Source organism: Enterobacter sp. UPMP2060, from assembly GCF_053709655.1.
The window spans coordinates 698,355-723,215 of record NZ_JBSKJQ010000001.1 but is presented as its reverse complement, the minus strand read 5'-3'; the positions used below and the strand labels follow the sequence as shown (position 1 = coordinate 723,215).

20 protein-coding genes and 1 other RNA gene are annotated in these 24,861 nt (G+C 58.6%); 13 read left to right on the top strand and 8 right to left on the bottom strand.

Annotation, left to right across the window (positions count from 1 at the left end; all coding sequences use genetic code 11):
- Positions 1-81 precede the first annotated feature (81 nt).
- From ycgZ to fdhF, 4 genes are all read left to right on the top strand, one after another.
- On the top strand, positions 82-321 hold the full coding sequence (ycgZ, locus tag ACWKXN_RS03555; protein WP_029739771.1) for a regulatory protein YcgZ: 240 nt from the start codon (positions 82-84) through the stop codon (positions 319-321).
- Positions 322-325: 4 nt separating this feature from the next.
- Positions 326-646 carry a hypothetical protein gene (locus ACWKXN_RS03550; RefSeq protein WP_033145299.1) on the top strand — a complete coding sequence of 107 codons (321 nt, stop codon included), beginning with the start codon at positions 326-328 and terminating at the stop codon, positions 644-646.
- Positions 647-675: 29 nt separating this feature from the next.
- On the top strand, positions 676-954 hold the full coding sequence (locus ACWKXN_RS03545; RefSeq protein WP_454543311.1) for a biofilm development regulator YmgB/AriR family protein: 279 nt from the start codon (positions 676-678) through the stop codon (positions 952-954).
- Positions 955-1,145: 191 nt separating this feature from the next.
- Positions 1,146-3,296, top strand: coding sequence for a formate dehydrogenase subunit alpha (fdhF, locus tag ACWKXN_RS03540; protein WP_454543310.1), 2,151 nt, complete (start codon positions 1,146-1,148; stop codon positions 3,294-3,296).
- 88 nt (positions 3,297-3,384) lie between these two features.
- On the opposite strand, the gene ACWKXN_RS03535 is transcribed toward fdhF, so the two are convergent.
- From ACWKXN_RS03535 to ydiJ, 3 genes are all read right to left on the bottom strand, one after another.
- Positions 3,385-3,579 (bottom strand): YdiH family protein, encoded by a 195-nt coding sequence (locus ACWKXN_RS03535; protein ID WP_003857766.1) that lies wholly within the window; start codon positions 3,577-3,579, stop codon positions 3,385-3,387.
- An 85-nt stretch (positions 3,580-3,664) separates the two neighbouring features.
- Positions 3,665-4,075 carry a 1,4-dihydroxy-2-naphthoyl-CoA hydrolase gene (gene menI, locus ACWKXN_RS03530; RefSeq protein WP_023311321.1) on the bottom strand — a complete coding sequence of 137 codons (411 nt, stop codon included), beginning with the start codon at positions 4,073-4,075 and terminating at the stop codon, positions 3,665-3,667.
- Complete coding sequence (gene ydiJ, locus ACWKXN_RS03525; RefSeq protein WP_454543309.1) at positions 4,072-7,128, bottom strand: D-2-hydroxyglutarate dehydrogenase YdiJ; 3,057 nt, start codon at positions 7,126-7,128, stop codon at positions 4,072-4,074. The genes menI and ydiJ overlap by 4 nt, the downstream gene beginning before the upstream one ends.
- A 199-nt stretch (positions 7,129-7,327) precedes the next feature.
- On the opposite strand from ydiJ, the gene ydiK reads away from it, so the two are divergent.
- Complete coding sequence (ydiK, locus tag ACWKXN_RS03520; RefSeq protein WP_033145295.1) at positions 7,328-8,443, top strand: AI-2E family transporter YdiK; 1,116 nt, start codon at positions 7,328-7,330, stop codon at positions 8,441-8,443.
- 209 nt (positions 8,444-8,652) lie between these two features.
- Positions 8,653-8,760: antisense sRNA RprA (rprA, locus tag ACWKXN_RS03515), an RNA gene on the top strand.
- Positions 8,761-8,765: 5 nt separating this feature from the next.
- Here rprA and ACWKXN_RS03510 read toward each other — a convergent pair.
- The 3 genes from ACWKXN_RS03510 to ppsA form a co-directional block, all read right to left on the bottom strand.
- Entirely contained in the window at positions 8,766-11,141 is a 2,376-nt protein-coding gene (locus tag ACWKXN_RS03510; protein WP_454543308.1) for a glycoside hydrolase family 3 N-terminal domain-containing protein, read from the bottom strand.
- Positions 11,142-11,144: 3 nt separating this feature from the next.
- Positions 11,145-12,545 (bottom strand): MFS transporter, encoded by a 1,401-nt coding sequence (locus ACWKXN_RS03505; RefSeq protein WP_454543307.1) that lies wholly within the window; start codon positions 12,543-12,545, stop codon positions 11,145-11,147.
- 233 nt (positions 12,546-12,778) lie between these two features.
- Positions 12,779-15,157: a phosphoenolpyruvate synthase gene (gene ppsA, locus ACWKXN_RS03500; RefSeq protein WP_023311316.1), complete on the bottom strand. Its 2,379-nt coding sequence runs from the start codon at positions 15,155-15,157 to the stop codon at positions 12,779-12,781.
- Positions 15,158-15,492: 335 nt separating this feature from the next.
- On the opposite strand from ppsA, the gene ppsR reads away from it, so the two are divergent.
- Both ppsR and aroH read left to right on the top strand, forming a co-directional pair.
- Positions 15,493-16,326: a posphoenolpyruvate synthetase regulatory kinase/phosphorylase PpsR gene (gene ppsR, locus ACWKXN_RS03495; protein WP_023311315.1), complete on the top strand. Its 834-nt coding sequence runs from the start codon at positions 15,493-15,495 to the stop codon at positions 16,324-16,326.
- A 152-nt stretch (positions 16,327-16,478) separates the two neighbouring features.
- Entirely contained in the window at positions 16,479-17,525 is a 1,047-nt protein-coding gene (aroH, locus tag ACWKXN_RS03490) for a 3-deoxy-7-phosphoheptulonate synthase AroH (protein WP_008500645.1), read from the top strand.
- A gap of 10 nt (positions 17,526-17,535) precedes the next feature.
- On the opposite strand, the gene ACWKXN_RS03485 is transcribed toward aroH, so the two are convergent.
- Positions 17,536-18,447 carry a LysR family transcriptional regulator gene (locus ACWKXN_RS03485; RefSeq protein WP_454543306.1) on the bottom strand — a complete coding sequence of 304 codons (912 nt, stop codon included), beginning with the start codon at positions 18,445-18,447 and terminating at the stop codon, positions 17,536-17,538.
- Positions 18,448-18,587: 140 nt separating this feature from the next.
- Here ACWKXN_RS03485 and ACWKXN_RS03480 point away from each other — a divergent pair, with 140 nt between their 5' ends.
- The 5 genes from ACWKXN_RS03480 to ACWKXN_RS03460 are packed head-to-tail and all read left to right on the top strand — an operon-like array spanning position 18,588 to position 23,362.
- Complete coding sequence (locus ACWKXN_RS03480) at positions 18,588-19,295, top strand: CoA transferase subunit A (protein ID WP_454543305.1); 708 nt, start codon at positions 18,588-18,590, stop codon at positions 19,293-19,295.
- Between the two features lie 2 nt (positions 19,296-19,297).
- The gene (locus ACWKXN_RS03475; RefSeq protein ID WP_039262087.1) at positions 19,298-19,954 is read left to right on the top strand and encodes a CoA transferase subunit B; all 657 of its coding nucleotides are present in this window, start codon (positions 19,298-19,300) and stop codon (positions 19,952-19,954) included.
- 9 nt (positions 19,955-19,963) lie between these two features.
- The gene (locus tag ACWKXN_RS03470) at positions 19,964-21,145 is read left to right on the top strand and encodes an acetyl-CoA C-acetyltransferase (RefSeq protein ID WP_454543304.1); all 1,182 of its coding nucleotides are present in this window, start codon (positions 19,964-19,966) and stop codon (positions 21,143-21,145) included.
- Between the two features lie 44 nt (positions 21,146-21,189).
- Positions 21,190-22,581: a GntP family permease gene (locus tag ACWKXN_RS03465; RefSeq protein ID WP_039262085.1), complete on the top strand. Its 1,392-nt coding sequence runs from the start codon at positions 21,190-21,192 to the stop codon at positions 22,579-22,581.
- A gap of 10 nt (positions 22,582-22,591) precedes the next feature.
- Positions 22,592-23,362, top strand: coding sequence for a 3-hydroxybutyrate dehydrogenase (locus tag ACWKXN_RS03460; protein ID WP_454543303.1), 771 nt, complete (start codon positions 22,592-22,594; stop codon positions 23,360-23,362).
- Between the two features lie 40 nt (positions 23,363-23,402).
- Here ACWKXN_RS03460 and selO read toward each other — a convergent pair whose 3' ends face one another.
- Entirely contained in the window at positions 23,403-24,845 is a 1,443-nt protein-coding gene (selO, locus tag ACWKXN_RS03455) for a protein adenylyltransferase SelO (RefSeq protein ID WP_454543302.1), read from the bottom strand.
- Between the last annotated feature and the right edge of the window lie 16 nt (positions 24,846-24,861).

The window sequence follows — 24,861 nt, the reverse complement described above, 5'->3', positions numbered from 1 at the left end:
ACATTTTAAGTGTACAGATTTAAGAATTGTGTATACCTTAATTGTAACGTTAGTGATTACAAAATTTTACAGGAGCGAAACATGCAGCAGAAAGGTTACGCCACAGATTCCGCAGCAGCGATCGCACAGTACTTCGAAAAGGCGGCGCTTCCTACTCAGCAGGAGACGCTGGGCCAGGTGGTTGTCGAAATCCTCAGCGACGGGCGAAACCTGAATCGCAAATCGCTCTGTACCAAACTGCTCAGCCGCCTCGAAAGGGCCGATGGTCCGGAAGAGGAAGAGCACTACCACATGCTGCTTGGTCTGCTCTTCGAACGGTAACGTGATGAATAGCAGTGACGCAGACCGACTGATCGACACGCTTATCGGTGAAGCCGTTCTCTCTCTTCTGAAAGAGCGGGGGCCAGTGACAACCGAAGGATTGCTGCAGCGTCTGCGGGTTATGAAAGAACATGAAAAGGATCCCCGGCGGCGGGAGACACTTGCGGTGGTGATTGCCGAGATCGGCTCAAACAGCATCGCCTTTACACGTCGCAGAACCGCGCAAGGACGAACGAACAGAGAGGGACCTCTCAACGATAACAGAGACAATGTAGTGCCGTTATTTGGAAGTGGAAAACCGTCCGACCCCAAAAAAATACATTGACTGCAATTTAACAGCTACGGTGAGAACAAATGAGACAAAATATTCAGCTTCAACCCGAATACCACTCTGCTTTTTTAGACAGTGCGCTGGCGGAATATTTCCGTTATGCAGGCGATCGTTTTGCTGAAGAGTCCGCTATTTTTTCTACTGCAGTACGCTGTGTTCTGGCCTCCGAAGGCCATCTGTCCAACAAAGCGATCATCCTCTGGCTCATTCAGACGCTGGAAGCGACCCGTGACGTTGTCCAGGCGGATGTGATTCGCAAGACGCTGGAAATTGTCGTGGGCCACACCATGGACGACCTGTAATTTCACGGCTCCTCATCCTGCTTTCGTGTCATCGTCAAAACTGACGAACAGCCTGACGATGACACGCGCCTTCCCCGCTTAACACCCTGTAAAACCAGCAAAGCCAATCTGGCACGGTTCCTGCTTACCTCCGTGTACGGGACTGGATTTTCCAGTCAACTTTGCTTCATTTCTTAACAGGTCTGTTATTGATGAAAAAGATCGCCAGCGTCTGCCCCTACTGCGGTGCAGGCTGTAAATTAAACCTTGTCGTTGAAAATAACCGCATCATCCGTGCCGAAGCCGCAGAAGGCGTCACAAACCAGGGCACCCTGTGTCTGAAAGGCTTTTACGGCTGGGACTTCCTCAACGATACCCGTCTGCTCACCCCGCGCCTGACCCAGCCGATGATCCGCTACCGCAAAGGCGAGGCATTCACTCCCGTTACCTGGGAAGAGGCTATCCGCTACACCGCGCACAAACTCAGCAGCATTAAAGCGCAGCACGGGCCGCGGTCGATCATGACCACCGGATCCTCTCGCGGAACCGGCAATGAAACAAACTATGTGATGCAAAAATTTGCCCGCGCGGTGCTGAACACCAACAACGTGGACTGCTGCGCGCGCGTCTGTCACGGCCCTTCCGTGGCCGGTTTACAGGAAACGCTCGGCAACGGGGCGATGAGCAACTCAATCAGCGATATTGAAAACTCAAAATGCCTGCTGGTGTTTGGCTATAACTGCGCGGACTCCCACCCTATCGTCGCCCGACGCGTGCTGAAAGCGCGGGAAAACGGCGCAAAAATCATCGTCTGCGATCCGCGGCGCATTGAAACGGCGCGCATCGCCGACCAGCATCTGCAGCTGAAAAACGGCAGCAACATGGCGCTGGTAAACGCCTTTGGCTACGTGCTGCTGGAAGAGGAGCTCTACGACAAAAGCTACGTGGCGCGCTTTACCGAGGGGCTTGAGGCCTATCGCCAGACGGTGAAAGACTATGCGCCGGAGAAGGTTGAGCATCTTACCGGTATTCCCGCCCGCGACGTTCGCCAGGCGATGCGCACCTTCGCGGCGGCCCCTTCCGCCACCGTGATGTGGGGGATGGGCGTGACCCAGTTTGGTCAGGCCGTGGATGTGGTCAAAGGGCTTTCCAGCCTGGCGCTGCTGACCGGCAACCTCGGGCGCCCTGCCGTCGGCGTCGGTCCCGTGCGCGGGCAAAACAACGTTCAGGGCGCCTGCGATATGGGCGTTCTGCCGAATATGTTCCCGGGCTATCAGGATGTGACCGATCCGGCGGTCAGGCAGAAGTTTGCCGATGCCTGGGGAATTGACGCCACTAAAATGGACGATCGGGTCGGGACGCGCATTACCGAGGTGCCCCATCTGGCGCTGGAAGGCACGGTCAAGGCCTACTACATCATGGGGGAAGATCCGCTTCAGACCGAAGCCGATCTCGGTCTCGTTCGCAGCGGTTTTGAGGCGCTCGACTTTGTGGTGGTTCAGGACATCTTTATGACCAAAACGGCAGAAGTGGCGGACGTTCTGCTTCCTGCCACCTCCTGGGGTGAACACGGCGGCGTCTTTACCTGTGCCGATCGCGGATTCCAGCGTTTTGGCAAAGCCATTGAGGCCAGCGGCAACGTGAAGCGCGACTGGGAGATTATCAGCCTGCTCGCCACCGAGATGGGCTACCCGATGCATTATGACTCCAACCAGCAGATCTGGGACGAGATGCGCGAGCTGTGCCCTCTCTTCTATGGCGTGACGTATGAAAAAATGGGCGAGATGGGCCACGTGCAGTGGCCGTGCCCGACGCTGGATCATCCGGGAACGCCGTACCTGTACAAAGACAATCAGTTCGACACCCCAACCGGTAAAGGGCAGCTCTTTGCCGCCCCGTGGCGCGCGCCGGCGGAAACCCCGGACGCGGATTTCCCGCTGGTGCTGTGCACGGTGCGTGAAGTGGGGCACTACTCCTGCCGCTCGATGACCGGGAACTGCGCCGCGCTGCAAAGCCTGGCCGATGAGCCGGGCCGGGTGCAAATGAACCCAGCCGATGCGCAAAGGCTGGGCATCGCGGAGGGCCAGCTGGTCTGGGTGCGCTCGCGTCGCGGCAAAGTGATTACCCGCGCCAGCATTAGCGAGCGTATCAACGCCGGGGCGGTCTACATGACCTATCAGTGGTGGATTGGCGCCTGCAACGAGCTGACCCAGGATAATCTCGATCCCATCTCCAAAACGCCGGAAACGAAGTACTGCGCGGTGCAGCTGGAGGCGATTGAGGACCAGCGCTGGGCGGAGGATTTTGCGGCGTCGGCGTATCAGTCCATGAAGTCGCGGCTGATCAACGCCGTCAATGTCTGAGGAAAATATCGGGTGGCGTCACCGCCACCCGATACTGAATTTCAGACACAAAAAAGGCCGCACTCGCGGCCCTTTTATTCTCATGTACTCAATGGACGTGAACGCCCAACCGCCAGGCAAAGTAGATCTCTTCTTTCAGTTCATTCGAAGAGAGCGCCAGCAAATCTGTAAATTCCAGCTCAAGCTGTTTCAGCTTTTTCAGGTACTGCGCCGGAGACAGGTTGCTCTTATCGCGACGTAAATATTCAATTGCCAGCTGTGTTGGGGTTATTTCAGTATCCATGATGTCCTCGCTTATGTACAAAACCTGACCAGTATATCACAACGGACTGGCTAGTTTTTGACCAAAGGCAAAACATCTGAAAACTTTACACAACCGCCGTGGTCAGCCGCGACGAGCAGCACAGGCGATCCTGCTCATCGAGAATATCTATCTGCCACACCTGATGGCGGCTTCCGGCGTGCAGCGCGCGGCAAACACCGCGCACGCGCCCGCTGCGCACCGAGCGAATGTGGTTAGCATTCACCTCAAGTCCGACAACCTTCTGCTCCCCTTCGGTACAGAGATACCCCGCCACCGAGCCCAGCGTTTCGGCCAGCACGACGGAGGCCCCGCCGTGCAATAAACCAAACGGCTGGTGGGTGCGACTATCGACGGGCATGGTGGCCTCAATCTCATCGTCGCCAATGCGGATGAACTGGATATCCAGCAGCCCCACCATATTCCCCTCGCCCATGGCGTTCAGCGCCTGCAGCGTCACAGCACGTTTCCAGATCATCCAATTATCTCCAGTAAAGCCTGCAATGGGTGACGCACACCGTTACCTTCTACCCGTTTTACCTGGCTGCGACAGGAGTAGCCCGTCGCCAGACAGCGGTTTCGCGGCAAACGCTGCATCGCCTGATGCCAGGACAGCTCATAGATGCCGAGCGAGTTGGCGTGGTTTTTCACTTCGTGTCCGTAGGTTCCGGCCATCCCGCAGCAGCCTACGTTGACGCTCTCCAGCTTCGCCCCGAAGCGGGCAAAAACGGACGCCCACTGCGCGGGGGCACCCGGCAGCGCGGTCACTTCCGTGCAGTGGCCGAACAGATACCACGGTTCACCGCTGACGTCCTGAACGGCTTTATCTGCCAGCGCCACCGGAAGCCACTCGTGCACCAGCATGACGTTGAAATCACCGCGCTTATCGCCCAGCGTCTGCTTGTATTCATCGCGATAGCAAAGCACCAGCGCCGGATCGACGCCAACCATCGGTATCCCGAGTTGCGCCACGCGGTTTAAGAAGTCAGACGTTTTCTGCGCGGTCTTCGCAAATCGGTTCAGGAAACCTTTAATGTGCTGCGCCTTGCCGTTGGGAGAGAACGGCAGCACCACCGGCTGGTAACCCACCTTCTCCGCCAGACGGACGAAATCGGCCACGACCTGCGCATCGTAGTAGCTGGTGAACGGATCCTGCACCACCAGCACCATACTGGCTTTTTGCTCCGGAGCGAGCGCCTCCAGCTGTTCCAGGGTCATGTTCGCCGAACGGTGACCGACGAGCTGGCGCTGCAGAGACGGCACCGACAGCAGCGGCAGATCGACCATACCGATGTGTTTTTCGGAGAGCTTGCGCACCAGCGGCTGGTTGATAAAGAAGTTGAAGGTCTTTGGCGCACGCGCCATCAGCGGCGCGTAGCTTTCCACCGTCGCCACCAGATGGTCGCGTACCGGGCGGAGGTATCGGGTGTGGTAAAGCTGCAGGAAACGCGAGCGGAATTCCGGCACGTCGATTTTAATCGGGCACTGGGTGGAGCAGGCTTTACAGGCCAGACAGCCGGACATCGCCTCTTTCACCTCGTGGGAGAAATCATACTCGCCCTTGTTGGCATGCCAGCTGTTGCGGGTGCGCTCAATCAGCGAGCGCAGGCTGGCCCGTTTTTCCGGCAGCTCCTGCTCCAGCTTGAGCGGATCCACCCCGCGGTCGGCCAGCAGACGCAGCCACTCGCGCACCAGCGTCGCCCGCCCTTTCGGCGAGTGAATACGGTTGCTGGTGATTTTCATCGACGGGCACATCGGGCTTTTCACATCAAAGTTAAAGCACAGGCCATTGCCGTTGCACTCCATCGCGCCGCGCCAGGACGAGCGCACCGCAATCGGGATCTGCCTGTCGTAGGTGCCGCGCTTGACGGCATCCACCTGCAGCATCGGGGCATCAACACCCTCAGGCGGGCAGATTTTACCCGGGTTGAGGCGGTTATGCGGGTCGAACGCCGCTTTCACCTTACGCAATTCCGCGTAGAGCTGTTCGCCGAAGAATGCCGGGCTGTATTCCGCGCGGAACCCTTTCCCGTGCTCCCCCCACAGCAGACCGCCGTATTTGGCGGTTAAGGCCACCACGTCGTCGGAGATCTGCTTCATCAGGATCTCCTGCTGCGGGTCGCACATGTCCAGCGCCGGACGCACGTGCAGTACCCCGGCGTCGACGTGGCCGAACATGCCATAGCTCAGGCCGTGGCTGTCCAGCAGGGCGCGAAACTCCACGATGTAATCCGCCAGATGCTCGGGCGGCACGCAGGTATCTTCGGCAAAGGGAATGGGCTTCGCCGCCCCTTTCGCATTGCCGAGCAGGCCCACGGCTTTTTTACGCATCGCATAGATACGCTCAATCCCGGCCAGATCGTTACAGAGCTGCCAGCCGATCACGCCGCCTTCACTCTGCGCTATCAGCTCGTCCAGCCGCTGGCAGAGCGTGGTGACCTGACGCTCAATCAGCTCCGCATCATCGCCGGCAAATTCCACGATATTAAGACCGAGCATCTCTTTATCCGGCACGTCGGTAATGAGGTCGCTTACGGAGTGCCAGACAATATCTTCCCGGGCCAGATTGAGCACCTTAGAGTCGACGGTCTCCACCGACAGCGCCTGCGCTTGCACCATAAACGGCGCATTGCGCAGCGCGGAGTCGAAGGAGTCATATTTGACGTTCACCAGACGGCGCACCTTCGGCAACCGGGTGATATCCAGCCGCGCTTCGGTAATAAACGCCAGCGTTCCTTCGGAGCCGGTCAGCACGCGGGTTAAATCAAACTGGGTCAGGTCATCGTTGAAGACGTGACGCAGATCGTAACCGGTCAGGAAGCGGTTCAGCTTGGGGAATTTATCGAGAATAAGCTGGCGGTTGTCGCGGCAGCGTTCCAGCACGGTACGATAGATGCGCCCGCTGGCGGTGTTGTCTTTGCCCAGCGTTTCCGCCAGTTCAACCGGCATCGGCTGGGTATCGAGGATGTCGCCGCCCAGCAGCACCGCACGCACGCCCAGCACGTGATCGGAAGTTTTACCGTAGACCAGCGAGCCCTGCCCGGAGGCATCCGTGTTAATCATCCCGCCAAGGGTCGCGCGGTTGCTGGTGGAAAGCTCGGGGGCAAAAAAGTAACCGTACGGCTTGAGATACTGATTAAGCTGATCTTTGATGACGCCCGCTTCGACCCGCACCCACCCCTCTTCCGGGTTGATCTCAATGATGCGGTTCATATAGCGCGACATATCAACAATGATGCCCTGGTTTAGCGCCTGACCGTTGGTCCCGGTGCCGCCGCCGCGCGGCGTGAAGACCAGCGAGGCAAACCGCTCCTGCGTGGCCAGCCGGGCGATAAGCGCGACGTCGGCCGTTGAACGAGGGAAAACCACGGCATCGGGAAGAAGCTGGTAGATACTGTTATCGGTCGCCATCGTCAGCCTGTCGGCATAGTTCGTGGCGGTATCACCTGTAAAACCCTGTTGCTCCAGTGCTTGCAAAAAATTAAGCACCAGCTGAACGACGCCAGGTGCCTGAGAAATCTGTGGGATCATGACTGTCGACCCTAATTAGAGTTGTATGAAATCGTTTGCGTGTATCTTAAAAGTTTTATCACATTTTTTTCTTATAATCTCTGCTGAATTACAGGCAGAATTCGCCTGTTAAAAACCGCTGAGATCATTAATGATTAAAGAGACGCGGTTTTCCGTTCCCGCCAGTTGTACTGGCGTTCTTTTAAGGAAAGTTTCATTTATGGTCAATCTTCGCCAGCCCAGGGATGTTGCGCAAATTTTGCTGTCGGTGCTGTTTCTGGCCCTCATGATTATTGCGTGTCTGTGGATTGTTCAACCCTTTATTCTCGGCTTTGCGTGGGCTGCGACCGTTGTCGTGGCCACGTGGCCTTTGCTGCTGCGCTTGCAGAAGCTGCTGTTCGGCCGTCGCGGGCTCGCCGTGCTGGTCATGACGCTCCTGCTGTTCCTGCTGTTTATCATTCCGATTGCCCTGCTGGTAAATAGCCTGGTGGATTCCAGTGGCCCGGTTATTCGCGCCATTAGCAGCGGCGACCTGACGCTGCCGGATCTCGCCTGGCTGAACAGCATTCCGCTGGTGGGCGCCAAACTCTACAGCGGCTGGCATAGCCTGCTGGAGATGGGCGGCAGCGCGCTGATGGCAAAAGTCCGCCCGTATATTGGCACCACCACCACCTGGTTTGTCGGGCAGGCGGCGCATATCGGCCGCTTTATGATGCACTGTACCCTGATGCTGCTCTTCAGCGCCCTGCTCTACTGGCGCGGCGAGCAGGTGGCTTTAGGCGTTCGTCACTTTGCCACCCGCCTGGCGGGCAAACGCGGTGACGCCGCGGTGCTGCTGGCCGCGCAGGCCGTGCGCGCGGTTGCGCTGGGCGTGGTGGTCACCGCGCTGGTGCAGGCGGTGCTGGGCGGGATCGGTCTGGCGATTTCCGGCGTACCGTACGCCACCGTGTTCACCGTGGTCATGCTGATGACCTGTCTTGCGCAACTGGGACCTCTGCTGGTGCTGGTTCCCAGCATTATCTGGCTCTACTGGACGGGCGATACCACGTGGGGAACGGTGCTGCTGGTCTGGAGCTGCGTGGTCGGCACCATGGATAACGTGATTCGTCCGATCCTCATTCGCATGGGTGCAGACCTGCCGCTGATCCTGATCCTCTCCGGGGTCATTGGCGGATTGATTGCCTTTGGCATGATTGGCCTGTTTATTGGCCCGGTGCTGCTCGCCGTCACCTGGCGTCTGTTCTCTGCCTGGGTGCATGAAATTCCGCCGCCGGGAACTGACCCGGACGTGATTTTGAGCGAACTGGAAGAGCTGGAAGAGAAGAACACGCATTAAGGTATGCTGCCGGGTGGCGTTAACGCTCACCCGGCCTACACTCTCTCGCATGATACTTAAACACTGCTAAAGTATTTATTCGTTGCTCACTGGTCAGACCCGCCTTTTCAGCAGTAAGTCTGCTAATAACCTCAAGAATTCTTTACGTCTCTTTAACTATTGAGACGAATCCGATCGACGCTAAATAACACAATGCCTACTATTAGCACACGGTTATAAATCAACACCTTGATTTATAAGCATGGAAATCCCCTGAGTGAAACAACGAATTGCTGTGTGTAGTCTTTGCCCATCTCCCACGATGGGCTTTTTTTTATCCAGACTACGCGCGCTTAACCTCGCAGGTACTGAGCATCCGCCACTCAGCCGGCAGCACCCGCGTTTCCCCTGTCGCATTGACCGTCACCGCCTCGCAGATATCCGCCGACGATGCGCCAACCTGCAGCTCAAACTCGCCCGGCTCAACGATGCGTTTTCCGTCGCGACGGGTGAAGTTGAACATCTCAACCGGCAGCGTAAAGGTGAGCGTGGCGGTTTCCCCCGGCGAGAGCGTGACGCGCTGGAAAGCCTTCAGCTCCTGAAGCGGCCGCACCTGCGTGGCGACCTTATCCCTGACGTAAACCTGCACCACCTCGCTGCCGCTGCGCTCTCCGGTATTGGTGATATCCACGCTCAGCGTCACCTCGCCGTCAACCGGCACGCTGCTTTCGGCGACGCGGACAGCGCCCCAGCTAAACGTCGTCCAGCCGAGGCCGAATCCAAACGGATAACGTGAACCGAAATGGAACGCAAACGGCGTACCGCCGCTTTTGAGCTTGTGATTGTAGTAATACGGCATCGCACCGGCGCTTTTCGGTACGCTCACCACCAGACGACCCTGCGGCTCCGCACGCCCGGTTAACACGTCCGCAATTGCCCAGCCCCCTTCCTGCCCCGGCGCCCAGGCCATCATCAGCGCCGCGACCTTATCTTCCAGACCCTGCAGGTTGTATGGACGCCCCCCGGTCATCACGACAATCACCGGTTTACCGGTGGCGACCAGGGCTTCCAGCAGCTGTTGCTGCACGCCCGGCAGGTTCAGGGAATCGGTATCGGAACCTTCCCCCACGGTACCGCTCTGGAACAGCCCGGCGAGATCGCCCACGCAGGCCACCACCACGTCACTCTCCTGCGCGGCGTTCACGGCCTCGGGGATCGGGGCGGTACTTTGCGATACCGGCGACTGCTGCATCGGTTTGCCGCCGCTGTCGCCAGGGAAGACCGGCGCGCCCGCCATCCGTTTTTCGATGATGTGGCACCCTTTGGCATAGCGGACGTTCGATGCACCGAGATACTGCTCCAGCGCCGCGCGCGGGGTCGTGACCTGCGAAGTCTCTTCCACCATATCGCTGATGATCAAATGCACCGGGAAGCTGTAGCCGCTGAGTAACGCCAGCGGATCGTCTGCCGTCGGCCCCACTACCGCCACGCGGGGTTTGCCGCCGAGCGGTAAAATACCGTTGTTTTCCAGCAGCGTGATCGATTTCGTCGCCACCTCCCGCGCGGCCTGTCGAGTGATAGTATTTTGCAGGTCGATACCGTTTTCATCCGCGTACGGCTTTTCAAACAGGCCAAGGCGGAATTTTTCCGTCAGCGTACGCGCCACAATCTCATCGACCTTCGCCATAGAGATCAGCCCGCGCTCTACCGCTTCCGCCAGATGCCGCGCGCAGTCGTCTTTCGGCAGCTCAACGTCCAGCCCGGCGTTGAACGCCAGCGCAGCAGATTCGGCCGCGTCGTGGGAAATCCCGTGGTGCTGGTGCAGCAGGCTGACGCCGCCGTAGTCCGCAACGATAATCCCGTCGAACCCCCACTGCTCTCGCAGGACGGTGGTCAGCAGGAAGCTGTCGCTGTGTCCCGGCTGGTTATCAATATCGTGGTACGCGGGCATAACCGAACCGGCGTTTGCCAGCTTGACCGCCATTTCGAACGGCAGCAGGAAGGTGTCGTTCAGCTCGCTGAACCCCAGGTGGACCGGCGCATGGTTGCGCGCTCCTTCGCTGAACGAATGCCCCACGTAATGCTTGAGCGTCGCCAGCAGATCGCGCTTATCGCCCTGTAAGCCCTTCACGTAGGCGGTCGCCATTACGCCCACCAGCCAGGGATCTTCCCCGAAGGTCTCTTCCGTTCGCCCCCAGCGCACGTCGCGTGACACGTCCAGCACCGGCGCCAGCCCCTGCTGGCAGCCGACGGAGCGCGCCTCTTTGCCAATCTGCTCTGCCGCCCGCTGCACCAGCTCCGGATCCCAGGTCGAACCGTAGTTTAATGACGACGGGAAAAGGGTGGCGTCTTTGCACAGCAGCCCCACCAGACACTCCTCGTGGAATAGCGCCGGAATGCCGAGCCGCGTCTCTTCCATCATCATGCGCTGCAGGCGGTTCGCCGCGCGCACGCCGGTCTTCGCGTCAACGATGTGGGTGCCCAGCGGCCGCGTGATCTGCCCGACGCCGAGCTTCAGCCGCTCGCTGAGCGCAGCCTGCTCGCTCACGCCGGCGAATTCGTCACTCAGATCGCTGCGCTCGCGGTGGTTACCGTTTTCATCGAGAATCAGCCAGTACGCGTGCATCTGGGCGAACTTCTCTTCCGGGGTCATGCGCGCCAGTAAATCGGCGACGCGCTCGTGTACGGGACGTCCCGCGTCCTTATAGATAGTCGTCATGTTTTACTCCTGTAGTGCGGAAGGGGTTGCCGGGCTGAGCTGCCCCGCTTCGGGTCTGACTTCACGCTTGCTGGCCAGCTCCAGGGCGATGGAATCCACCAGCCGGCTGTTGAGCTTGTAGATGGCAAGCAGCGCGACCATGCAGAGGAACAGCGCGCAAGTGATAAGGGTGAACAGCGCGCTAATGGTCGAGAGAACGCCTGGCGCCTGGGTTGCCTGGCCCGGGGCGTAATCCACCATGCCAAGCACCCAGCCGACGACCGCCCCGCCCAGCGCCAGGCCAAACTTGATGGCAAACAGCGCGGTGGAGAAGACCAGCCCATCCAGACGACGGCCGCTGCGGTGCTCTTCGTAGTCGACCACATCGGAGAACATGGTCCACTGCAGCGGCGTGGTGAGGTTTTGAATAAAGCTAAAGACGATGTTAAGGCCAAAGATTAGCCACACCTGTGAAGGAGGCAGGAAGAAAATCAGCGCGCCGAAGATAACGAAGGAGATAATCGTCCACTGGTAGGCGCGCACGCGGTCAAATTTCCCCAGCAGCCGTTCAGATAATAATGCGCCGCTTAAGGAGGCCACCATGCCGGAAACAATAAAGGCAAAAACCAGATCCGGGCGCAGCAGCACATAGTTCACGTAATACATGGTGGCGGAACCGCGCGTCACCACCGCCGTTAACAGCAAAATATTAAACAGAAACACAATCCGCCACTGGCTGTTCCCGGCCAGCAGTTTTAAATCGGTGAGCATGGAGCCGGAGGTATCATTGCGCGGAGAATAACGCTCGCGGGTCATCAGGAAACAGCAGAAGAACAGCACAATTCCCAGCAGACCCATCAGGCTCATGGCATAGAAATAGCCTTTCTGCACGTTGCCCTGGCCTAACAGTGAGACCAGCGGCAGGGCGATAACCGTCACGATCAGCCCGCCGATAAACGACAGGCCAAAGCGCCACGACTGCAGAGAATGACGCTCGCGCGGGTCCAGCGTCAGCGCGCCGGGCATAGCGCAGTAAGGCACGTTAATTGCGGAGTAAATCAGGCTTAAAATCGCGTAGGTCACGCAGGCGTAAACGATTTTTGCCGTCGGCCCAACGTCCGGCACATAGAAGGTAATGAGGCAGCTCACGCCAAACGGGATAGCAAACCACAGCAGCCAGGGACGAAAACGTCCGTGACGCGTCTGGGTGCGGTCAACCAGTGCGCCAATGCACGGGTCGACAAACGCATCGACCACGCGCACCACTAAAAACATGGTGCCCATAATCGCGGCGGGCAGCCCAAATACGTCTGTATAAAAATAAGCGAGAAATAAGGTAGCCGTTTGCCAGACCAGCGCGCTGGCCATATCGCCTAAGCCATAACCTATTTTATCTTTGGTACGCAATACAGAGGAGAGAGTCATTGTTATTTGCCTTTTTATCAGGTTAAAACGTATTTCAACCAGTTGCGCATCTTCTTAAGGGAAATGCGCAGTAAGGCTCAAGTATTAGCAACGGTTTGCGCGCTAACAATTGTCTAAATTGACAGACAAATTATGATATTTGGTTTTTTACTTTATTTGTGATGGGGAGCAAATAAGAAATGAAATAAAAAAGGCGAGGAATAATATCCTCGCCTTTTCGGGTCAGCGTGGCGTTACTTGTTCAGTTCCGCCAGGCTCAGCCAGGTTTGCACCACGGTGTCCGGGTTAAGGGACAGGCTATCGATCCCCTCTTCCATCAGCCATGCGGCAAAGTCTTCATGGTCGGATGGGCCCTGACCGCAGATCCCGACGTATTTACCCTGCTTCTTCGCCGCGCGGATGGACATGGAGAGCAGCGCTTTCACCGCCTCGTTGCGCTCGTCGAACAGCTCGGAGACCACGCCGGAGTCGCGGTCCAGACCCAGCGTCAGCTGCGTCATGTCGTTCGAGCCGATAGAGAAGCCGTCGAAGTGCTCCAGGAACTGCTCGGCCAGCAGGGCGTTGGACGGGATTTCGCACATCATGATGATCTTCAGCCCGTTCTCGCCGCGCTTCAGACCCTGACGCGCCAGCTCGTCCACAACGGCTTTCGCCTGATCCACGGTACGCACGAACGGGATCATGATTTCGACGTTGGTCAGCCCCATGTCGTTGCGCACGCGTTTCACCGCCTCACACTCCAGCGCGAAGCAGTCGCGGAAGCTGTCGGACACGTAGCGTCCGGCCCCGCGGAAGCCCAGCATCGGGTTCTCTTCTTCCGGCTCGTAGCGCTCGCCGCCTACCAGGTTGGCGTATTCGTTAGACTTAAAGTCAGACAGACGCACGATCACGCGTTTCGGATAGAAGGCGGCGCCCAGCGTCGCGATCCCTTCGGTCAGACGGCCGACGTAGAACTCTTTTGGTGAGTCGTAGCCTTTCATCATCTCGCGGATCTCGTTCTGCAGCTTCGGATCCTGGTCGTCAAACTCCAGCAGCGCGCGCGGGTGAACGCCGATCATACGGTTGATGATAAATTCCAGACGCGCCAGGCCAACGCCTTCGTTCGGCAGGCAGGCGAAGTCAAACGCGCGGTCCGGGTTGCCGACGTTCATCATGATCTTCAGCGGCAGGTCCGGCATGGTATCCACGCTGGAGCTCTTCACGCTGAAGTCGAGGATATCGGCGTAGACGTAGCCGGTATCGCCTTCGGCACAGGAGACGGTCACGTTCTGCCCGTCCTTCATGCGTTCGGTGGCGTCACCGCAGCCGACAACCGCGGGAATGCCCAGCTCGCGGGCAATGATCGCCGCGTGGCAGGTACGACCGCCGCGGTTGGTGACGATAGCCGCCGCTTTCTTCATGATCGGTTCCCAGTCCGGGTCGGTCATGTCGGTCACCAGCACGTCGCCTGGCTCAATACGGTTCATCTCGCTGATGTCGTGGATCACTTTGACCGGACCGGCACCGATGCGGTGACCGATGGCGCGGCCTTCTGCCACAATTTTACCCTGCGCGTGCAGCGTATAACGCTCCATCACCTGACCGCGCGAGCGGACGGTTTCCGGACGCGCCTGCACGATAAACAGCTTGCCGGTGTTACCGTCTTTTGCCCATTCGATGTCCATCGGACGGCCGTAGTGTTTTTCGATCTGCACCGCCTGCTTCGCCAGTTCCTGCACTTCGGCGTCGGTCAGGGAGAAGCGGTCGCGCTGCTCCTGCGGTACATCTTCAATTTTAACCTGCTTGCCATGCTCCTGGGTCGGGGCATAGATCATGCGGATTTTTTTCGAGCCCATGGTGCGGCGCACCACCGCCGGACGGCCAGCGGCCAGCGTTGGCTTGTGGACGTAAAATTCGTCAGGGTTTACCGCGCCCTGCACCACCATCTCACCCAGCCCCCACGCGGAGGTGATAAACACCACCTGGTCGAAGCCGGATTCGGTATCAATGGAGAACATCACGCCGGATGAGCCCACGTCCGAGCGCACCATGCGCTGCACGCCAGCGGAGAGCGCCACGCCGCGATGGTCGTAGCCCTGGTGCACGCGATAGGAGATGGCGCGATCGTTGAACAGGGAAGCAAACACGTGCTTCACCGCCACCAGCACCGCATCGTAACCCTGGACGTTCAGGAAGGTTTCCTGCTGCCCGGCAAACGAGGCGTCCGGCATATCTTCTGCGGTCGCAGAGGAACGTACGGCAAAGGAGGCCTGCGCATCGTCAGCTGAGAGCTGGTTGTACGCGTCGTGAATGGCTTTTTCCAGTTCCGGCTGGAAAGGTGTGTCGATGATCCACTGGCGGATCTGCGCCCCGGCTTTGGCAAGCTCGGTAACGTCATCAATATCCGTTTTATCCAGCAGGTCGTAAATGCGCTGGTTAACACCGCTCTGGTCTAAAAACAGGTTAAAGGCATCGGCGGTGGTGGCAAACCCGTTCGGTACGGAGACACCCATACCTGACAGATTTGTAATCATTTCACCCAGGGAGGCATTTTTGCCCCCAACTCTGTCTACATCATTCATGCCGAGTTGGTTATACCAAAGCACCAGCGGTGACGAGCCATTGTTGGACATCGAAACAATCCTTTTGTGATATTTGATCGGAGTAAGTAACACCTGACTACGTATTTATACTGGCATATTTATTTCCGCTAAAAAAACGGTGAATCGTGTAAGCAATTTAAAATTTCAACTTTTCGGATACTTTCCCATCAACGATTAACCCGATGATTCCTCTATATTCAGCCAGAAACCCCAAAAATAAAGTCGCTATTTGAAAAATGAAATCCACTTTTCAGGAAAATCAAAAACAGCGTTTCATTCATAATTAGGATAAGTTCTTTGCTGTGTAATTTACTTTTTTAATTTATGCTTTCAGACAATTAGGTCTGATATTCAGGGTGAGTAAAATGGATAGTGCTGTCGATCGCCACGTTTTTTATATTTCTGATGGTACGGCGATCACCGCCGAGGTCCTGGGCCACGCGGTGATGTCGCAGTTTCCCGTTTCGATTAACAGCATCACGCTGCCGTTTGTTGAAAACGAGAGCCGCGCTAAAGCGGTGAAGGACCAGATTGACGCCATCTACCAGCAGACCGGCGTCCGCCCGCTGGTGTTCTACTCTATCGTGATCCCGGAGATTCGCTCCATCATTCTGCAAAGTGAAGGCTTCTGTCAGGATATCGTGCAGGCGCTGGTGGCTCCGCTGCAGAGCGAGCTGAAGCTCGACCCGACCCCCATTGCCCACCGTACCCACGGGCTGAACCCCGGCAACCTGACCAAGTACGACGCGCGTATCGCCGCTATCGACTACACCCTGGCCCACGACGACGGTATTTCGCTGCGAAATCTCGACCAGGCGCAGGTGATCCTGCTTGGCGTGTCGCGCTGCGGCAAAACCCCGACCAGCCTTTATCTGGCGATGCAGTTTGGCATTCGCGCCGCAAACTACCCGTTTATCGCCGACGATATGGATAACCTGGTGCTGCCCGCCGCCCTTAAGCCGCTGCAGCACAAGCTGTTCGGCCTGACGATCAACCCTGAACGCCTTGCGGCCATCCGCGAGGAGCGTCGCGAGAACAGCCGCTACGCCTCCATGCGCCAGTGCCGGATGGAGGTCTCCGAAGTGGAAGCGCTGTACCGCAAAAACCAGATCCCGTGGCTGAACAGCACCAACTATTCGGTTGAAGAAATTGCCACCAAAATTCTCGACATCATGGGGCTTAATCGCCGCATGTACTAATATGCTAGTACATTAGCTCAGATTCAGGTATCATCACCTGCAACCACGGGGCGGTGTCGCCCCGAACTTGAAATCAGCAGGGATTGGTTTAAGGTGATGCCCATCACTTCCCGGTAGTCTGCCGATGAAGCAAAAATTTTCTGAGACATTCCATGAATAAAACCGATGAACTCCGCACTGCGCGCATTGACAGCCTGGTCACGCCGGCTGAACTGGCACAGCGGCATCCCGTTTCCGCCGCCGTCGCGGAACATGTGACGGCCTCCCGCCGCCGCATTGAAAAAATCCTGAACGGTGAAGACAAACGTCTTCTAGTGGTCATTGGGCCTTGCTCCATCCACGATCTGGATGCCGCGATGGATTATGCAAAACGACTCCAGGGACTGCGGGATAAGTACCAGCATCGCCTTGAGATCGTGATGCGGACCTACTTTGAAAAACCGCGCACCGTGGTGGGCTGGAAAGGCCTGATTTCCGATCCTGACCTCAACGGCAGCTATCGCGTTAACCACGGTATCGAGCTGGCACGTAAGCTGCTTTTACAGGTCAACGAACTGGGCGTTCCGACGGCGACCGAGTTTCTCGATATGGTGACCGGGCAGTTTATCGCCGATCTGATCAGCTGGGGCGCGATTGGCGCACGCACCACCGAAAGCCAGATCCACCGTGAGATGGCCTCTGCCCTCTCCTGCCCGGTCGGCTTCAAAAACGGGACCGATGGCAACACCCGTATCGCGGTTGATGCCATCCGCGCTGCCCGTGCCAGCCACATGTTCCTGTCGCCGGACAAGAGCGGTCATATGACCATCTACCAGACCAGCGGTAACCCTTACGGGCATATCATTATGCGCGGCGGGAAGAAACCCAATTACCATGCCCAGGATATTGCGGCGGCCTGTGAAACGCTGGCCGAGTTCGACCTGCCGGAACATCTGGTGGTGGATTTCAGCCACGGCAACTGCCAGAAGCAGCATCGCCGCCAGCTGGACGTCTGCGATGAGATCTGTCAGCAGATCCGCAGCGGCTCGACCGCCGTTGCAGGGATTATGGCTGAGAGCTTTATCAAAGAAGGCACGCAGAAAATCGTTGCCGGACAGCAGATGGTTTACGGCCAGTCGATCACCGACCCGTGCCTGAGCTGGGAAGACAGCGAACTGCTGCTGGAAAAGCTGGCAGCTGCGGTGGATACCCGCTTCTGAAGCCTTCGGGTCAGCCGGATCGCACCGCCTGCCCCGGCTGGTAAAAATCTTTCAGCGTTTCCAGCAGGGCATGCGCCGCTTTAGAGAGCTGCGTGTGTCCTGGATGGATCGCTCCTATGCACTTTTCTATCGGCGGGTTATCCAGCGGGATACAGACCGCGCCCAGCGCCGTCATCTGCGCCTCGCAGAGCGCCGGGACGGCGCTGCCGCCCAGCCCGCTCGCGACCATTCGCCCGACCGTCACCAACTGATGACTCTCCAGCGCCACGTCCAGCTTTCTGCCGCTTCGCGCCAGCTCCTCCTCCATCATCAGACGTACCGCCGAAGGGCGCTGCAGGGTGATGAAATCCAGCGTCAGCAGCTCTTCCCATGACAGGCGCTTCTTGCCTGCCAGCGAGGAATCTTTTGGCACAATGGCCACAAACCTGTCGAGGCCCAGCGGGGTAAACAGCAGGTTGTGCGTTGGCGCGGGCTCAAAGGCGATGCCCATCTCGACCCGCCCTTCCCGCACCATCTCTATCACCTGCTCGTTAATGACATCATGCACGGTGACGTTGATCCCGGCATGGCGATCGCGAAACGCTTTTAGCACCTCGGGCAGGACATTCGCGGCAAACGACGGCATGGCCGCAACCGAAATTTTACCGCGCTGCAGGGTAAAGCACTGGTGCATCGCCTCTTCGACGTTATCCCAGTCGGCAAGCAGCTGGCGCGCCATCGGCAAAAACGTCTCTCCCTCCTGCGTCAGCGCGACCTTGCGCGTGCTCCGCTGTAGCAGCGGTCCGCCGAGCGCATCCTCCAGCGATTTAATCGTCAGGCTCAGGGCCGGCTGGGAAAGATTCAGCCGTTCGCTGGCGTGCGCGAAATTGAGAGTGTGAGCTACCGCTAAAAACGCGCGTAACTGTTTGACACTCATTCTCATTTTTCACCCTGTTAACTAATTGAAAAAATTTAGTTAACAGGAAATTAATAAAAAAACCAAATGAGTGGGTCACAAATTCAAAATTAACAAATGAGTCGCCGCCCCTAATGATACCGGCACGGATAACGGGAGGGATGACTATGGCGGGACTGGATAAGCGCGTCGGCAGCTATGCGCAGGCGCTGGATGGGCTGACGGACGGAATGACCTTGCTGGCGGGCGGCTTCGGCCTGTGCGGGATTCCGGAGAACCTGATTGCAGAGGTTAGACGCCGTCAGGTGAAAGATCTGACGGTGGTATCAAACAACTGCGGCGTGGACGGTTTCGGTCTCGGGATACTGCTCGAAACGCGGCAGGTTCGCAAAGTGGTGGCCTCTTACGTCGGCGAGAACGCCCTGTTCGAGCGGCAGGTGCTGAGCGGCGAACTGGAGATTGAACTCATGCCTCAGGGCACGCTGGCGGAAAAGGTGCGCGCGGGCGGCGCGGGCATTCCGGCATTTTACACGGCCACCGGCTACGGCACGCCCGTGGCTGCCGGCAAAGACGTGCGCCAGTTTTCGGGGAAGCACTACATCCTTGAAGAGGCCATTACCGGCGATTTCGCGCTCATTAAGGGCTGGAAAGCGGACTGGTACGGCAACGTTGTCTATCGGCATACCGCGCAAAATTTTAATCCGCTGATGGCAACGGCGGGCCGGATAACGGTCGTCGAGGTGGAAGAGATAGTTCCCCCGGGCGAGCTGCCCCCGTCGGCCATTCATACCCCGGGAATTTACGTCGACAGGCTGATTGTCGGCCAGTTTGAAAAACGCATTGAACAGCGCACCCTGCGCGCGGAAGGAGTCTGACGATGTTAACCCGTGAACAGATGGCCATGCGCGTCGCCCGCGAGCTGCGCGACGGGTATTACGTCAACCTGGGGATCGGTATTCCTACCCTGGTGGCGAACTACATTCCGGACGGAATGGACGTGATGCTCCAGTCGGAAAACGGGCTGCTGGGGATGGGGGCTTTTCCTGACGAGCAGAGCCTTGACGCCGACATGATCAACGCCGGTAAACAGACCGTGACCGCGCGCACCGGCGCGGCCATTTTCGACTCGGCCCAGTCGTTTGCCATGATCCGCGGCGGTCATGTCGACCTGACCGTGCTGGGCGCGTTTGAAGTGGACGTCGAGGGCAATATCGCCTCGTGGATGATCCCCGGAAAGATGGTCAAGGGCATGGGCGGCGCGATGGATCTCGTCGCCGGGGCGCAGAACATCATTGTGGTGATGACCCACGCCTCGAAAAGCGGTGAGTCAAAGCTGCTGCCGCGCTGCACGCTGCCGCTCACGGGCGCGGGCTGTATCCGTCGGGTCTTGACCGACCTCGCGTTGCTGGAGATCGAGGACGGCGCGTTCATCCTGCGGGAATACGCCCCCGGCGTCAGCATCGACGAAATTGCGGCTAAGACAGCCGGGAAAATGATTGTGGCGGACAACGTTCGCGAGATGCGCTTCAACTGAGGACTCACGATGAAAGAAGTCATAATTGTCGGGGCAACGCGAACCCCCATTGGCAGTTTTCGCGGCTCGCTATCGTCCCTTTCAGCGGTTGAGCTGGGGGCCGTAGCGGTGCGGCACCTGCTGGAGAACAGCGATCTTCGCGAAGAACAGGTAGATGAACTGATTTTCGGACAGGTGCTGACGGCGGGATGCGGGCAAAACCCCGCGCGTCAGACGGCCATCGCCGCCGGATTACCCGTCAGCACGCCGGCGACAACGGTCAACCTGGTCTGCGGCGCGGGCCTAAAAGCGGTGCAGCTCGCCGCGCAGGCGATCCGCTGCGGCGACGCGGACGTGGCTATCGCTGGCGGTCAGGAGAGCATGAGCAACGCTCCCTATCTGCTGGACGGCGCGCGTGCAGGGCTCCGTTTTGGCCATACGGGCCTGCAGGACAGCATGATTACCGACGGCCTGTGGGACGCGTTCAACGATTACCACATGGGGATTACCGCTGAAAACGTCGCCCGGGAGAATGCCATTTCCCGCGAGCAGCAGGACGCCTTCGCCGCCCGGTCGCAGCACAAAGCGGCCTCCGCCATCGAAGCGGGTCGCTTTGACGCCGAGATAGCGCCGGTGACGGTGAAACAGGGCAAAAAACCGCCGCTTATCGTCAGCCGTGACGAACAGCCCCGGCCTGGCACTACCGCTGAGCAGCTGGCGCAGCTGCGCCCCGCCTTTTTGCAGGCGGAAGGCTCGGTGACGGCCGGAAATGCGTCAACGCTCAACGACGGTGCCGCCGCGGTGCTGCTGATGAGCGGCGAAAAGGCGCGGGAGAGCGGTTTGCCGATCCTCGGTCGCATCGTGAGCTACGCCGTGACGGGCGTTGACCCGTCGGTAATGGGCATCGGACCGGTCAGTGCCTGCCGGACGGCGCTGGCGCGGGCGGGCTGGACGCTCGATGACGTGGACCTCATTGAAGCCAATGAAGCCTTTGCCGCCCAGGCGCTGGCGGTGGGCAAGCAGCTCGGCTGGGATGAGCGCAGGGTGAACGTTAACGGCGGCGCTATCGCCCTGGGTCATCCGATTGGCGCCTCCGGCTGCCGCATCCTCGTGACGCTGCTGTACGAAATGCAGCGCCGTGACGTCAAAAAAGGGCTCGTCACCCTGTGCGTGGGCGGCGGGCAAGGCATTGCTCTGACCGTCGAGCGGTAAGCATCTCGTTGGTACCCGAATAATAACTAAAGTGAGGAGTCGTAATGAGCGTGTTAATTGCCCTGGCGGCGCTGGCGCTGCTGATGCTGGCGGCCTATCGCGGATACAGCGTTATTTTGTTTGCGCCGATTGCGGCGCTCGGCGCCGTGCTGCTGACCGATCCGGGTGCCGTCGGCCCGACGTTTACCGGCCTGTTTATGGAAAAAATGGTGGGCTTCGTCAAGCTCTACTTCCCGGTGTTCCTGCTGGGGGCCGTTTTCGGCAAGCTGATTGAGCTTTCCGGTTTCTCACGATCCATCGTCGCGGCCGCGATTCAGATCCTCGGCCGTCGCCACGCCATTCCGGTGATTGTCCTGGTGTGTGCGCTGTTAACCTACGGCGGCGTGTCGCTGTTCGTGGTGGCGTTTGCAGTGTATCCGTTTGCCGCGGAACTGTTCCGCCAGAGCGGCATCCCTAAGCGGCTGATCCCGGCCACCGTGGCGCTGGGGGCATTTTCGTTTACCATGGACGCCCTGCCCGGCACGCCGCAGATCCAGAATATCATCCCCACCAGCTTCTTTGGCACGAACGCCTGGGCCGCGCCGTGGCTTGGGCTTATTGGCTCTCTGTTTATTATCGTCTTTGGCCTGCTCTGGCTGGAGCGCCAGCGTCGTAAGGCGTTCAATAACAACGAAGGCTACGGCACGGATCTGAAAAATGAACCCGAAACGCCGGATAACATTAACCTCCCGCACCCGCTGATTGCTATCTCCCCGCTGCTGGTGGTGGGCATACTGAACCTGCTGTTTACCCGCTGGATCCCCGGCTGGTACGGCACGACCCACGAGCTTACTCTGCCAGGCCTGGCGAAACCGATTGTGACCGAGGTGGGCAAGATCACCGCCATCTGGGCCGTGGAAGCGGCGCTGATCTCCGGTATCGTGCTGGTGCTGATTTTTGGCTTTCGCAATATTCGGGGGCGTCTGGCTGAAGGCAGCCGGACCGCGGTGAGCGGTGCCATTCTGGCGGCGATGAATACCGCCTCGGAATACGGTTTCGGCGCGGTGATCGCCGCCCTGCCCGGGTTCCTGGTGTTATCCAAAGCGCTGGCGGCCATCCCGAATCCGCTGCTGAATGAGGCCATCAGCGTGACGGTGCTTGCGGGGATCACCGGCTCGGCGTCCGGCGGGATGAGTATTGCCCTCGCCGCCATGTCAGACTCGTTTGTCGCCGCCGCCCACGCAGCCAATATCCCGCTTGAGGTGCTGCACCGCGTGGCCTCGATGGCGAGCGGGGGGATGGATACCCTTCCCCATAACGGCGCGGTGATTACCCTGCTGGCGATTACCGGCCTGAGCCATCGTCAGGCCTACGGCGGCATTTTCGCTATCACCCTCATTAAAAGTCTGGCAGTGCTTTTTGTCATTGCCGTGTTCTATCTGACCGGCATTGTGTAAGGAGAGAAAGATGAATCTGAACGGTAAGACCGCGCTGGTGACGGGCTCGACCAGCGGCATTGGACTTGGGATCGCCCGCGTACTGGCGAAGGCCGGAGCGCAGCTGATCCTCAACGGTTTCGGCGACAGCGAATCAGCAAGAGAAGAGATTGCGCAGCTGGGCAAAAAGCCGGGCTATCACGATGCGGACCTGCGTGACGTGCTGCAAATTGAAGCCATGATGCGCTACGCCGAATCGCAGTTTGGCGGCGTGGACATTCTTGTCAACAACGCCGGGATACAGCATGTCGCCCCGGTTGACGCGTTTCCGGTGGAGAAATGGAACGACATTATCGCCATTAATCTCTCCTCGGTATTTCACACCAGCCGGCTGGCGCTGCCCGCCATGCGCGAGAAAAACTGGGGGCGCATCATTAATATCGCCTCCGTTCACGGGCTGGTGGCCTCAAAAGAGAAGTCAGCCTACGTTGCCGCCAAGCATGGCGTAGTGGGCTTTACGAAATCGCTGGCGCTGGAAACCGCCCGCACCGGTATTACCGCCAATACCATCTGCCCGGGCTGGGTACTGACGCCGCTGGTGCAACAGCAAATCGACCAGCGCATCGCTGAAGGCGTCCCGCCGGAGCAGGCTCGCGATCGGCTTCTCGCGGAGAAACAGCCTTCGGGCGAGTTTGTCACTCCGGAGCATCTGGGTGAACTGGCGCTGTTTTTGTGCAGCGATGGCGCTGTGAACGTTCGCGGCGCCGCGTGGAATATGGATGGCGGCTGGGTTGCGCAGTGACTTTTGCCGGGTAAGGCGACGCCTCCACCCGGCAAAATCTCTAACTTGAGCAGCTGACCTCCAGCCGCTTGCCCCAGTCAGGCGGGCGGCTGACGTAGTCATCATCCCGCTCGGCAAACGGCGTGCGCAACGCCAGATGCAGGCGGTGTAGCTCGTCATACTCCCCCTGCTCTGCCTGCTCAATCGCCCGCTGCGCCAGCCAGTTGCGCAACACCATCGCGGGATTTGTCGCGTTCATCTGCGTCTGGCGGGTAGCGTCATCCACCCGCTCCTGCTGCAGCCGCGCGCGGTAAGTGGCAAACCAGTCGTCAAACGCCTGTCTGTCAATAAACTCGTCGCGCAGCGGTGAGGCCGCACTGTGCTGCTCCGTCTGGCCCAGCATCCGGAAGGTACGGGTATAATCGCTGCCCTCGCGCGCCATCAGGGCAAACAGACCGTTGAGAATGTCGTTATCGCCCCTCTCCTGCGTCATCAGCCCCAGCTTGTTGCGCATCAGCGTGCCGTATTCTCGCAGCAATATGTCCTGATAGCTGTCGAGCGCATCATTGAGGGCATCTACGTCGATGAACGGCGACAGGGTTTGCGCAAGCCGCTGCAGGTTCCACAGGCCAACCGCTGGCTGATTGTCAAAGCTGTAACGTCCCTGATAGTCGGAGTGGTTGCAGATATAGCCAGGCTGATAATCGTCCAGGAAACCAAACGGACCGTAATCAAAGGTCAGCCCGAGGATCGACATGTTGTCCGTATTCATGACGCCATGCGCAAAGCCCACCGTTTGCCAGCGGGCAATCAGGCTTGCGGTACGGGCAACCACATCCCTGAACCAGAGAACGTATTTATCCGCCTCGTCCTGCAAATGCGCCCAGTGGTGACGAATGGCAAAATCAGCCAGCTGGCGAACCTTGTCCGGCTCGCGGCGATAGTAAAAGTGCTCGAAATGGCCGAAGCGCAAATGGCTTTGCGCAATACGCATCAGCATTGCCCCTTTTTCCACCGTTTCGCGCGCTACCGGCGTATCGCTGGTGATAATCGACAGCGCGCGCGTAGTGGGAATACCCAGGGCGTGCATCGCTTCGGACGCCAGGCACTCGCGAATCGTTGAACGCAGCACCGCGCGCCCGTCGCCCATTCGCGAATAGGGAGTAAGACCCGCCCCTTTCAGGTGCCAGTCAACCGTCTCCCCGTTGGGAAGCCGTTGTTCGCCGAGCAGGATCCCCCTGCCGTCGCCAAGCTGTCCCGCCCAGACGCCAAACTGATGTCCGCTATAGACCTGAGCCAGAGGTTGCATCCCGGCGATAAGCGTTTCCCCGCCCCAGACGCCTGCGCCTTCTGAAGGCTGAAACAGCTCAGGCGGAATGGCCAGCTCTTCTGCCAGCGAATCGTTGTGCCAGATAAGGCGTGAATTTTGTAACGGTGTTGGTTTGAGTGCGGTGTAAAAGCCAGGCAACTCGTCATGCCAGTGAGCAGTAAAAGACAGGGTCATAAGTCCTCCTGCTTTT